We start from the raw sequence: 12,389 nt of genomic DNA on the forward strand, positions 1-12,389 counted from the left end.
CAGCGCGATGAATATCCAACCCAAGATTTCCATGCCGGACTCCTTTCAGGGATTTCTCGTGGGTTCCGCCGTCTGCAGCGGCTCGATTTCGTCGGGCGAGAAGTACAGGTAGCGGCCATACCAGTCGTGCAGGTCGGCGGCGGGGTCCTCCTCGACGACGACCCCGACATGCTTGTTGCCCTCGACGTCCTCATGCACGGACGTCACGCGGGCGGTCTTGCCGGCGACGAAGATGTCCTGCGCGTCGGCGCTGCGGCGGGGCCGCAGCCGGACCCGGCTGCCGCGGGCGACGCGGACCCCGTTCACCAGCACGGCATCGACTTCCGGGCGCACGGCGTTGTCGGCCAGCGGATCCCACCAGTCGACTCCCTCGGGAATCTCCGGGACCAGCCCTGCCGGGACATCCAACCCGCGCGGGTCGCGGAGCACGCCGTGCAGGCGCGCCATGGCCTCGGGCGACATGGCGTCGCACTGGTCGACGATCTGTGCGGCCCGCGGATCGGTGGCCCGCGCCTGTGCCTTCTCCTCGTCCGTCATGGTCATCACGCGCAGCGTGAGGATCTCGTCGATTTCCGTGCAGTCGTACAGCGCGGCGTTGCTCTGTTCGGCGACCTCGGGGTGGTCGTAGAGGATGATCGGCGATATCAACAGGATGTCCTCGGTGCCGACGGGGCCGGCCAGCACCGGGAAGCAGCGGTGCTGGGCGCAGCGGGCGACCGCGTCCGCGGCGTGCGGGGGCGGCTCGAGCAGCGAAACAAACCGCCCGCCAACGACTTCGGCGATAATATGGGTTCCGATCATCGACCGCGCGATCGCGTCGGTTTTGTCCCTGGCGACGTCGCCCACGTTGCTGAGCCACACTGAGACCCGGCGCAGGTCGCCGTCCGGCTCACTGCCCACCTCAAGTGCGCCTCGGACTTCCTGCCGCCGGCGCACCAGGCGCCCGCCGTCGAGGAATTCGACGTCGGTTGCCCCTTCCACCACCAAGGGCAGCGTGTGGGGCTGGTCATCGAATGCCAGCGGGCCGAAGGACAGTTCGCATTCGACCGCCTCGTCCCACGTCAGCCACGAACCGGCCGGAGTGGTCAGCTCGTCGACGGGCTCGAATTCCCCATGAGCGAACTCGCGTTCGGCGCGCCGGTGCTGCAGCTGCAGGAACCGCACCACCAGGGTTATCGCCTGCGCCCCCTCGACCAGAAAGTCCGCCGCCAGCGAGTCGTCCTCTCCCAGGCCGGCGTCGGCGGCGCCGGGTGGGCCCAAAACACCGAACTGCCAACGCGATTGATTCTTGCTCGAGGTCCCACGGTAGGGGTACAGGAGATAGCCCTCGTAGAGCACGGCGTCGGCGACGGCGCGGGCGCGGTCCCAGCTCCATGTCCGGGAAGAAGTCATCTGGCCGCCTCCCGGTCGCTGTCCAACAACGCGGTGATCGTGTGGTCGAAGTCGAGCAGGCCGTGCGCCGACTTGTAGGCGGCCAGCGCCGCGATGGTTTCGTGGCTGAGCCGCACCCAGCCGGTGTTCGGATAGTGCTGGGCGATCAGGTCGTGCCACACCTTGACGGGCATGTCGTAGCGGTACTCGCAGTCCCAGGGCACCTGCTGAACCGAGAACCCGCGGTCCGACTTGACGAAAATCGTTCCGCTGAAGAGAAATTGGAGCGGTAGGGCGCCGTCGCGCAGCGCGTGCAGGTACTTGGCGGCGGCGACCTCGAAGTCGTACGTGCAGTCCAGCGGAAGGCCCACCGTCGTGTTACCGGCGAATCCCTGCACCATTGCAGAGCAATGCTGCCACAGGAATGTGCGCTGGGTGTCCGCCCAGCGTTCGCGGGTGCCGAACAGGTCGATCAGCCCGGCGGCTTCGGCGTCGGAGTAGGAACGCCGCAACGGCTCGATCCGCACCTGGCAGCGCAGCGCTATCGCGTGCACCGGATCGTCTCCGACGGCGTCGACACCGACGCGTGCGGTCAGCACGGGGGTGACGGCGTAGGGTTCGGGCGCCACGTCGAGAACCGTGAAGTTCACGTCCACGTGCTGTTCGGTCATTGCGGCATCCCGGGCGACGTGGTGACGGCGCGACCGTCGATATGTGAAAAGAAGCTGGCGATGAACTCCCGGGCCTCCTGGCCGCCGTCGAATCCCCGCCAGAGCAGGCGCAGCCGCCCGACGAACTCGTAGCAGGCGTCGATCGGCACGAGATAGGTTCGCGGCTGGCCGCTTTCGGGGACTCGGACCAATAGCGCCTCGACGTCGTCGACGAGGAGGTCCACCCGCGGATCGGCGCCCCTGATGGCGTTCCAGGCGTCCAGGTCCAGCTGGGATTCGCAGGCCCCGGCCGGTCCGGGGTAGAACGCCACGGTGCGCCCGAGCGCGGAGTTGGTGAAGAAGAACGCCACGCCGACCGGGATCTGCAGCGCCTCCCACGCGCGGCGGTCGAGCGCGAAATCCGGAAACGCCAGATATCGGTCGGGCACCGCCCGGTATCGCAGCTCGGCATCGTTGTCGGTGAACAGCAGATAGCAGGCCCGGCACACGCACATCAACTGCCGGCCCGCCACGTTCACCACGTGCTGGTGTTCGTCCTGTATTGGCTCCGAGCACATTTCGCACCGTTCGCCGGCCGGCTCGGGGACCTGCCGATTGCTTCTGATGCGGTTGAGCACCTCGAAGGGACTGCTCATACCGGGGCCCCTAGCGCTTCGTCCGGCAGTGCCACCGACGGCACACCGTCGCGGATCAGCAGCGGCAGTGGTTCGAGGTGAGCCCCGTCCGGAACGTCCCGGCCGGCACCGGCGTGCACGACGTCGAAGTCCACCCGACAGCGTGGACAGCGCAAGAGTGTGTCATGCAGTTGCGCGCCCCGTAGCGAGTCGTCACAAACGGGGCAATGGTCGCGGTAGGCGAAGACGTCGTCGCCGACCCGGCACACCAGCAGCGTGACGGCACCGATCAGAAGGCCCACGACGTCACCGGGTTCCATGTCGCCGACCTCGGGCACGGGTTGCCAAGCGGCTCCGCTGTGCCCGTTGGAGTCACTCGAACGCACATGCGCCATAAGCGATTCCGTCGGTATCACGCTCGGGGTTTTCGTGGCTTCGCCCGTTACCACTTCGATCGACGACACCTCCGGCGCCGCCGCCCGCACCGCGTCCTCGACCGCCAGCTCCAACGTGACCGCCGACGACGGGCAGCTCTTGCAGCTGCCCCTGAAAGCCAGTCGCAGCACAGCACCTTCGGCTCCGTCGGTGATCTCCAGCAGATCGACGTCCCCACCGTGGGAGCCGAGGTAGGGCCGGACGCGGTCCAGCGCGTCGGACACCCGCCGGCGCACGTCGTGCGGATGCAGGCCGTGCACCAGTAGCAGGCTGGCCACCAGATCGTCGGCGGCCAGCCGATCGCCCAGGGCGGGCTCGTCAGCCAACTGCGCCATGACGCGCTCGAGTGCGGCCCCGTACAGGCCAACGACCTCCTGCACGAGCTGCTGGGCGCGTTCGAACGCGGCCGCCCCACCGGCCGCGCAGGAGTCCAGCAGTGTCTGTATCCGATCGCCCGCTGTGCGCCACTGCGTGTCGTTGTCGGGATTCTCCGGGCGACCCGTCATGCGCTACTCCCCGACGGGCGACTGCGTTGGTGTATGCAGTCTTTCGAGGGTCTTGCCCTTACCCAGGTACATGTGCACGCCGCACGGCAGGCACGGGTCGAAGCTGCGCACCGTGCGCATGATGTCGATGCCCTTGAAGTTCTCCCGGCTGTTCTCCTCGAAGATCGGCTGGCCCATCACCGCGTCCTCGTACGGGCCCGGGGTGCCGTAGCTGTCACGCGGGTTCGCGTTCCACGGGGTCGGCGGGTACGGGTGATAGTTGGCGATCTTGCCGTCACGGATCACCATGTGGTGGCTGAGCACCCCACGGACCGCCTCGGTGAAGCCGCAGCCGATGGCCTCGTCGGGCACCTCGAACTTCTCCCACGTCTTGGTGCGCCCCGCGCGGATCTCCGCCAGCGCCTTCTCGGCGAAGTGCAGCGCGCACGCCGCCGCGTAGGCCTGGAAGTAGGTCCGGGCCCGGTCGCGCTCGATCGTGTTGCTGCCGTGTACCGGCACCTTCCACTCGAACTCCACCGGACCCTTCAGCGCGGTCTTGGGGAAATTGATCTTGACGCTGTTGCCCGTGGCCTTGACGTAGCCGATGTCGACCAGGCCGGCCAGCGCGGTCGCCCACAGCCGGGCCAAGGGGCCGCCGCCGGTGTCCAGCGCCAGGTGGTCCTTGCCGTCGAACCAGCGTGGTGACATCACCCAGCTGTACTTGCCGCCGTCCATGTCCCGCTTCTGGGGGTGCGGGTTGGTGTGCTGGTTCCACGGGTGGCGCCGGTCCACCTGGTTGCCCAGCGGGTCGGTCTTGACGAACATCTCCTGGTCGGTCCAGTCGTCGTAATACGAACTGCCCAAAAGGATTCGGATGCCGAGATTGATGTCCACCAGCGAGTGCGTGACGAGCTCGCCGTCGACGACGACGCCGGGGGTGACGAACATCGCGTTGCCCCAGCGCTCCATGTCCTTGTATGCGAAGTTGCACACCTCGGGGTCCTGGAAGGAGCCCCAGCAGCCGAGCAGCGTGCGACGCAGGCCGACTTTCTCGTACCCGGGCAGTGCGGTGTAGAAGAAGTCGAACAGGTCGTCGTGCATGGGCACGACCTTCTTCATGAACTCGACGTAGCGCATCAGCCGTGTCATGTAGTCCGTCATCAACTGGACCGTCGCCGTCGTGCCGATGCCACCCGGGTACAGGGTGGACGGGTGCACGTGGCGACCCTCCATGAGGCAGAACATCTCTCGTGTCCATCGACTGACCTGCAGCGCTTCGCGGTAGAACTCACCGCTGAACGGGTTGAGCGACCGCATGATGTCGGCGATCGTCCGGTAACCGTGCGCGTCGGCGTGCGGCGCCGGGGTTTTTTCCGCCAGTGACAGCACGCTCGGGTTGGTCTCGGCGACCATCTTCTCGCAGAAGTCGACGCCGACCAGGTTCTCCTGGAAGATGTTGTGGTCGAACATGTACTCGGCGGCCTCGCCGAGGTTGATCAGCCACTCGCCCAGGTGCGGCGGTTTGACGCCATAGGCCATGTTCTGCGTGTAGCAGGAACAGGTGGCGTGGTTGTCGCCGCAGATCCCGCAGATGCGGCTGGTGATGAAGTGGGCGTCGCGAGGATCCTTGCCCTTCATGAAGATCGAGTAACCGCGGAAGATCGACGACGTGCTGTGGCACTCGACGACCTCCTTGTTCTCGAAATCGATCTTGGTGTAGATGCCGAGACTGCCGACGATCCTGGTGATCGGATCCCACGCCATCTCGACCAGCTGGCCGGGTTCGCGGGCGGCATGTGACGGCTCAGGAATGATCGTTGTCATCGAAGTCTCTCCGTGTGAGATCAGAATGTTGAGCGCCGGCGCACCTACCAGGTGCGCCGGGCTCCGGTGGTCAGTTGCGGACCGTTGTGACGCCACTTCGGCTCTTTGTCGACGGTGCGCCCCGTGATGCCGCGCAGGCTGCGGATGACGCCGCCATACAGTCCGGACGCGGTGGTGGAGACCTTGCCGCCCGGCGGCTCGTCCATGAAGGGCATGAACTTGTCCGGGAAGCCCGGCATGGTGCACCCGATGCAGATGCCGCCGACGTTCGGGCAACCGCCGATGCCGTTGATCCACCCGCGTTTGGGCACGTTGCACTTCACGACGGGGCCCCAGCAGCCAAGCTTGACAATGCATTTCGGTGACCCGTACTCGGCGGCGAAGTCGCCCTGCTCGTAGTAGCCGGCCCGGTCGCACCCCTCGTGCACGGTGTTGCCGAACAACCACTTGGGCCGCAGCGCGTCGTCAAGCGGGATCATCGGTGCCTGACCGGTGGCCATGTAGAGCAGGTAAGTCAGCGTCTCCGACAGGTTGTCCGGATGGATCGGGCAGCCGGGAACGCAGACGATGGGGATGCCCGCCTTGCTCTTCCATCCCCATCCGAGGTAGTCGGGCACCCCCATCGCGCCCGTCGGATTGCCGGCCATCGCGTGGATGCCACCGTAGGTGGCGCAGGTCCCGACGGCCACGATCGCGGTGGCCTTGGGTGCCAGGCGGTCGAGCCACTCGCTGGTGGTCATCGGCTGGTTGGTGGCCGGGTTGTTGCCGAACCCGCACCAATAGCCCTCGTCCTTGATCTTCTCGTTGGGAATGGATCCCTCGACGACGAGCACGAACGGGTCGAGCTCGCCGCGATCGGCCTTGAAGAACCACTCGAGGAAGTCGTCCGCCCCCCCGTTGGGCCCGCATTCGAAGTCGATCAAGGGCCAGTGCACGGCGACCTTCGGCAAGCCCGGGAGCGCGCCGAGTGCGATCTCCTCGACGCTGGGCTGGGTGGCCGCAGTCAACGCCACCGAATCGCCGTCACAACTTAGCCCCGCGTTGATCCATAGAACATGGATCAATGTTTCTTCCGCTTTGACTGCCGCTTCCGTTGGCATGCTGCAGCTTTCCGGGGCGGGCTGAAGCCCCTACGCTGCCGGAGTCGACCGTCGGCCCACTTGCGCAGCGCTGGTTTTGGGTCTACTCCGGCCGTCAGGCGTTGTCAACGGCTGGGGCTTTGCCGCTAAGTAGACACATGTCGCACACATCCGCGCTGTGAAGCAATGGCGTTTCGCCACAAGCAATTTCGTCACCGCGCGCGGCCTCTCCAGACCTCGCGCGACCGGCTGAAGAGTTCGGTCGTTTTCAGTGCTCATGCGAGCCATTGGCAGGGGCGCTTCAGGCGTCGGAATGCCGGGCGAACCGCCGCACCCAGCCGAACCAGGCGTCCATGCCGGCTCCGGTGCGCGCACTGACCGGCAGAATCGTCGCCGCGGCATTGACTTCGCGAACATGCGCGATGTATGCGGCCACGTCGACATCCAGGTGGGGTACCAAGTCGATTTTGTTGAGCAACACCACATCCACCGAGCGAAACATCACCGGGTACTTCAACGGCTTGTCCTCGCCCTCGGTGACGGAGTACACCATGGCCTTGGCGTGCTCGCCCACGTCGAACTCGGCCGGGCAGACCAGATTGCCGACGTTTTCGATGATCACGAGGTCCAGACCGGCCAGGTCCAGACCCGGCAGGGCACGGTTGACCATGGGCGCGTCCAAATGGCATTCGCCGCCAAACCCGTTGCTGGTGTTGAGGAGCGACACCTGGGCGCCGCGACCGCGGAGCTTGGCCGCATCAAGATCGGTGGCGATATCGCCTTCGATCACACCGATCGCCAACTCGCGGGCCAGCTGGTCGAGCGTCGCCGCCAGGATGGTCGTCTTGCCCGATCCCGGTGAGCTCATGAGGTTGAGCGTGCGGATCCCGTTGCTCTCGAATGCCGCCCGGTTGGCGTCGGCAAGAGCATCGTTCTCCGCGAAGATCGCCTCCAGCACGTCGATGCGCTGCTTGCCCGTCTGGTAGCGGGCGTGGTCTCCGTGGTCATGCTCGTGGTGAGAATGATCGTGCTCATGGATGTGCACGGTTCCGTCCTCGTGGCGATGAAATCTACCCATGACCGGATCCATTCGACGCGGGTGGCGCTATGGCCGAATCCTATGCCCGTGGCGCAGCGGCGTGTTCGGCTCGGCCGTCGTCGCCTCCTGCGCGGTCGGCTCGCAGTCGATCCGCCGAGCGTGGGCTTTATGCACGAAACTTGCGGGGTGGTTCGTGCATAGCCCCCACGGTCGGCGCGCCAAGGAGGTCGAGTCGGCCATGCTCGGCGCGCCACATTAGGAGACGTCCAGCGACGTCACGAGGAATTCGTTGCCGCGCAGCACCTCGACGTCGGGGCTGTCGCACTGCGGACACCAGATCGACCACGCCGACGTGATCTCCGACTGCCGCCCGCAGGAACGGCACCGCACCTCGGCGGTGACGCACTCGAGCTCCAGCTCGGCGTCCGGGATGTCCTCGGAGTCGCGCACCAGCGTCCAGCAAAACGACAGGGACTCGGGAACCACCTGGCGCAGAGCCCCGACCCGCACCCGGACCACGTCGACGTGGCGACCGTCGGCATGGGTCTTGACCAGTCGGGCGATGGCTTCGCACAGCGACAGCTCATGCATGGGACCGTTCTACACCGGGCGGCTACGCCGCGCTCCCCGGCGAGTGCCACTTTTCTTCGATCCGCCCGTAACGCCAGACGAGGAGGGCGACCACCCACGTCACGATGAACAGGCCGACGATCAGGAAGCCCACCGTGTTCAGGTTCAGGCCGCCCAGCCATTCCCAGAACCCACCCCGCCAGCCCAACTGGGCCGCGAACAGACCGAGCAGCTCCATGCTGCCGATGAGCAGGGCGACGGCCACCGACAGCCCGGTGATGGTGATGTTGTAGTAGATCTTGCGCACGGGATTGGCGAAGGCCCAGCCGTACGCGAAGTTCATGAAGGTTCCGTCGATGGTGTCCAGCAGGCACATGCCCGCGGTGAACAGCACCGGCAGGCACAGGATGGCGTACCACGGCAGGCCGGCCGCAGCGCTGGTGCCGGCCAAAACCAGCAGGGCGATCTCCGTGGCGGTATCGAAGCCGAGGCCGAACAACAGCCCGATCGGGTACATGTGCCAAGACCGGGTGATCGATTTCGTGAAGCGACCCAGGAGCCGGTTGATCAGTCCCCGGTTGGCGAGCTGGTGTTCAAACGCATCCGCGTCCGTGTCCGGGTCGAACTCGCCGCGGCGTACGCGCAGGAAGACTCGCAGGATCCCGACCAGGACGATGACGTTGAGGACGGCGATGAGATACAGAAACGCGCCCGAGACGCCGGTGCCGATCAGCCCGGTGTAGTGGTGCAGCGTCGAGGAATCATCTGCGGTCGGGCCGGCAATCGCCTTGACCCCGCAGGCCAGCAGGAGCGCCAGCCCGAACACCACGGTGGAGTGGCCCAGCGAGAAGAAGAAGCCGACGGCCAGGGGGCGCCGGCCGTCACCCATCAGCTTGCGGGTGGTGTTGTCGATCGCCGCGATGTGGTCGGCGTCAAAGGCGTGCCGCAGGCCCAGGGTGTAGGCCGTCAGCCCGACACCTACGCCAAATGCCTTGCCGCCCAAGCTCAGATGCGCGGGATTGACCACATACACCAGGGTGCTCCAACCAGCCAGATGCAGCCCGGCGATCACCGCGAGCATCAACCCCAGCCGCGCCCACTCCGCCGATGAAAGGGCGCTGCGCAGCCGGGACCACCCGAACGCGTGTTGGTTGGGATGGCGGTCGAGTTCACCAATGGCCATGTCCGACCTTCATGTCGACCTTCCGCAACTGAGCAGAACGCAGGCATGACTGTAATTTGCGCCATCCGCCAAATGCAAGTGACTTGCAGGAATCGGCGCCGCCGCGGTGGCACTGGCCATCCCGCGTACGCGGCGCGACACTGAACGGGTGACGCCCAGGCCGTCGGCCCTCGACCCCGCCGTCACCGAGCGGATCGGTGACCTCCTGCGTGCCCGCGGGTTGCGGCGGATGGCGTCGCGGATCCATGTGCTGGCCGTGCTCGAGCCGGTCAACGGGCATCTGCCGGTGGCGGAGATCCACCAGCGGGTCCGCGAATCCCTGCCGGCCGATGCCCAGCCACCCGATGTGGCGACCATTTACCGCACGGTGACCACGCTGGTGGATCAGGGTGTGCTGCATGCGCTGACCCTCGACGGCGGCGTGACCACGTACGGGCTGGCCACGGCCCCGCACCACCACGCGGTCTGCACGCAATGCGCGTCGATCATCGAGGTGCCCGCCGGCCAGTTGAGTTCCGCGCTGGAGCACGCGATGGCGGGAAGCTCGTTCGCGTTGTCGGAGGCGGCCGGCCTGACGCTGCGCGGCCTGTGCCCGACCTGCCAGCAGCAGGACCGCGAGCCGGCTATCCCAGGCTCAGCAGCGCGTTCTCGACGACCTCGGGCAGCGCCGGATGGATCCAGTACTGGCCGCGCGCCATCTCCGCGGCCGTCACGCCGAAGCTCATCGCCTGAATCAACGGCTGGATGATCGACGACGCCTGGTGACCCAGGATATGGGCGCCCAGCAGGCATCCGCTGTTGCGCTCGGCGATCAGCTTCACCATTCCGGTGGTGTCTTCCATCGCCCACCCGTAGGCGACGTCGCCGTATTCCTGCACCGCGACCGAGATGTCGAATCCCCTTGCCACCGCTTGGTTTTCGGTCAGGCCCACGGACGCCAGCTGGGGGTCGGTGAACACCGCCGAGGGGACGAACCGGTGGTCGGTCCTGGCCATGGAATCCGTGTCGTCCCAGTCGCGCAGCAGGTTGTGTTGGACGACGCGGGCCTCATGGTTGGCCACGTGCTTGAGCTGATGCGGCGAGGAAACGTCGCCGAGCGCAAAAACGTTGCGCGCGGAGGTCCGCTGATGCTGGTCGACCACCACCCGGCCGTTCTCGACGTCGATGCCGGCCTGCTCGGCATCCAGCAGGTCGGCGTTGGACAGCCGGCCGGTCGCGACCAGCAGCAGATCGGCGTTCAGGGTAGAACCGTCGTCGAGGTCCAAAGCGACGCCGGAGCCGCGGTTCGCGGCGCGCGCGACCATTCGATGGGTGCGCAGCTCCCACTTGCTGGACGCGATGCGGGTGAATCGCTCGCAGATGGTGTCGTCGCAGTGCCGCAGCATGGAGCTGCCTCGGATGATCAGCGTGACCCGCGACCCCAGCGCGGAGAAAACATGCGCGAATTCCGCTGCGACATAACCACTTCCGATGATCGCGATGTGCTCGGGCAGCTCGGCGATCCGCATGACGGTGTCGCTGGTGTGATAGGTGACGCCGGACGCGAGTATCTGCGGCGGGATCACCGGGCGCGAGCCCGCGGCGATGACCACCTGATCGGCGGCGAACTCCTCACCGGCGTCGGTGCGCAACAGGTAGCGGCCGTCGGGTTGGACGGGGCCGAACCGGGTGTGCCGGGCGTACACGTCGATATTGGGCGCCGAGCGCCGGTAGTCCTCGCCGCTGAGCGCGATCGGGTCGATCCGCCCGAAGACGCGTGACACGATGTCCTGCCAGCGCACCCGGTCGACGTGCGCGTCGACGCCGTAGCGCGCCGCGTCGCGGACCGTGTGCGCGACTTCGGCGGCGTAGACGAACATCTTCGTCGGGATGCACCCGACGTTCAGGCAGGTGCCGCCGAAGGTCCCCTGCTCGCAGATGGCCGCCCGCTTGTTTGTGTAGCGATCGTCGAGAATGCTGTTGCCCGAACCGGTTCCGATGATCGCGATGTCGTAAGTCTCCATATGTGGGGTGCTCACCCCTTCCCGGAAGATGTCGAGGCCTGGCTGTTGCCGCTGTTGTGGGCGTTCAGGTAGTCGTCCAGCCAGCGGTCCAGTTCGCGATAGGCCCGCCGGCGCGGCTGCTCGAGCGAAAGGAACACATCGTGTTTGGCGTCGGGCACCGGAACGATGGCGGTGCGGTTCCCGATACAGCCGGCCCACCTGGCGATCTGGGTGACGTCGAGGACCGCATCGCCGCTTTGCATGGACGCCGGGTCGCTGGTTTCCCGCACGGTGTGATCCGAACGCAAGATCAGATTCGGCACCCCGACGTCGAGCCCGCGATGCAACCGAGTCTGGCCGCGGCGGATCGCGTGCAGCCAGCCGAGCGTGATCGGGAAGCCGCCGATGGGCTTCCACTGCAGGTTGTAGTCAAACTCGCCGTGGTAGTCGCGGTGCAGCGTGGTGCCGTAACCGCCTGGGGTGGTCCCCCGGACCACGCCCTTCGACCGCACCCGAGACAGCCCGGCGATCACCGCCGACGTCATCGAGAGGCGCAGGACCACCGGGCCGTGCAGGTCCAGGAACGGGCTGTTGAGCACCAGGCCGCCGACAGCGGCGTGGGCCGTCGGGTTGCGCCGACGCAGTCGGTCCAGCCAGAGCGGGACGATGAGGCCCCCCGAAGAATGGCCGTACACCAGGACGGTGGGGGGACGGCCGGGTGCGGCCTGGCCGCGGATGGCCGACAGGGCGCGTTCCAGCTCGGTGTCATAGTGGGCGAGGTCGGTGATGAAGTGGGGGGTCTGACCGTCGCGGCGCGACCGTCCGCATTTTTGTAGGTCCAGCGCGTAGAAGGTGAAGCCGCGCTCGGCGAAGTGGTCGGCCAGCGCGGTGTTGAAGAAGTAGTCGGTGTAGCCGTGCACGGCCAGGACCGCATGCTCAGCCCCCTCCGGCTCGCCGCGTCGTACCAGCGTGGCGACGATGTCGCCCTCGCCGGCGGGATCGGACCCCAGCGGGAGCGTGCATTGCCAGTAGCCGGGCAGCACGTCGTGCACCCAGCCGGTGGCCCCGTCGGTCACGCCGCCAGCCGCCCCGTTGGTCACGCCGCCAGCTTAGAGCTCTCGCTGGTTACGGGCAGG

11 protein-coding genes and 1 pseudogene are annotated in these 12,389 nt (G+C 66.7%); 1 reads left to right on the forward strand and 11 read right to left on the reverse strand.

The annotated features are described in order from the left end of the window. Positions 1-45: 45 nt before the first annotated feature. The 9 genes from JO059_RS01915 to JO059_RS01955 form a co-directional block, all read right to left on the reverse strand. Positions 46-1,392, reverse strand: a complete 1,347-nt coding sequence (locus JO059_RS01915) for a hypothetical protein (RefSeq protein ID WP_293314332.1) — start codon at positions 1,390-1,392, stop codon at positions 46-48. After that, positions 1,389-2,042 carry a DUF6084 family protein gene (locus tag JO059_RS01920; RefSeq protein WP_293314334.1) on the reverse strand — a complete coding sequence of 218 codons (654 nt, stop codon included), beginning with the start codon at positions 2,040-2,042 and terminating at the stop codon, positions 1,389-1,391. Before JO059_RS01920 ends, JO059_RS01915 begins: the two co-directional genes overlap by 4 nt. Next, entirely contained in the window at positions 2,039-2,677 is a 639-nt protein-coding gene (locus JO059_RS01925; protein ID WP_293314336.1) for a DUF5947 family protein, read from the reverse strand. The genes JO059_RS01920 and JO059_RS01925 overlap by 4 nt, the downstream gene beginning before the upstream one ends. Further along, the gene (locus JO059_RS01930; RefSeq protein WP_293314338.1) at positions 2,674-3,597 is read right to left on the reverse strand and encodes a NifU family protein; all 924 of its coding nucleotides are present in this window, start codon (positions 3,595-3,597) and stop codon (positions 2,674-2,676) included. The genes JO059_RS01925 and JO059_RS01930 overlap by 4 nt, the downstream gene beginning before the upstream one ends. Before the next feature lie 3 nt (positions 3,598-3,600). After that, a complete protein-coding gene (locus tag JO059_RS01935) occupies positions 3,601-5,400 on the reverse strand; it encodes a nickel-dependent hydrogenase large subunit (RefSeq protein ID WP_293314340.1) in 1,800 nt (599 codons plus the stop codon). Between the two features lie 44 nt (positions 5,401-5,444). Then, positions 5,445-6,500 (reverse strand): hydrogenase expression protein HypE, encoded by a 1,056-nt coding sequence (locus JO059_RS01940; protein WP_293314342.1) that lies wholly within the window; start codon positions 6,498-6,500, stop codon positions 5,445-5,447. A gap of 280 nt (positions 6,501-6,780) precedes the next feature. Beyond that, positions 6,781-7,557 carry a hydrogenase nickel incorporation protein HypB gene (gene hypB / locus JO059_RS01945; RefSeq protein WP_293314344.1) on the reverse strand — a complete coding sequence of 259 codons (777 nt, stop codon included), beginning with the start codon at positions 7,555-7,557 and terminating at the stop codon, positions 6,781-6,783. A 216-nt stretch (positions 7,558-7,773) separates the two neighbouring features. Next, a complete protein-coding gene (locus JO059_RS01950; RefSeq protein ID WP_293314346.1) occupies positions 7,774-8,109 on the reverse strand; it encodes a hydrogenase maturation nickel metallochaperone HypA in 336 nt (111 codons plus the stop codon). A gap of 22 nt (positions 8,110-8,131) precedes the next feature. Next, positions 8,132-9,271, reverse strand: a complete 1,140-nt coding sequence (locus JO059_RS01955; RefSeq protein WP_293314347.1) for a HoxN/HupN/NixA family nickel/cobalt transporter — start codon at positions 9,269-9,271, stop codon at positions 8,132-8,134. Positions 9,272-9,419: 148 nt separating this feature from the next. Between JO059_RS01955 and JO059_RS01960 the strand changes: the two are divergent. Further along, positions 9,420-9,812 (forward strand): annotated as a pseudogene (locus JO059_RS01960) (transcriptional repressor); the annotation flags it as partial. An 82-nt stretch (positions 9,813-9,894) separates the two neighbouring features. Here the strand turns inward: JO059_RS01960 and mtr are convergent. Together mtr and JO059_RS01970 are read right to left on the reverse strand one after the other, a co-directional pair. Further along, the gene (gene mtr / locus JO059_RS01965) at positions 9,895-11,274 is read right to left on the reverse strand and encodes a mycothione reductase (RefSeq protein ID WP_293314377.1); all 1,380 of its coding nucleotides are present in this window, start codon (positions 11,272-11,274) and stop codon (positions 9,895-9,897) included. A gap of 11 nt (positions 11,275-11,285) precedes the next feature. After that, positions 11,286-12,305, reverse strand: a complete 1,020-nt coding sequence (locus JO059_RS01970) for an alpha/beta hydrolase (protein ID WP_293314378.1) — start codon at positions 12,303-12,305, stop codon at positions 11,286-11,288. Between the last annotated feature and the right edge of the window lie 84 nt (positions 12,306-12,389).

The sequence above is a fragment of the Mycobacterium sp. genome, assembly GCF_019247615.1.
Taxonomy (GTDB): domain Bacteria; phylum Actinomycetota; class Actinomycetes; order Mycobacteriales; family Mycobacteriaceae; genus Mycobacterium.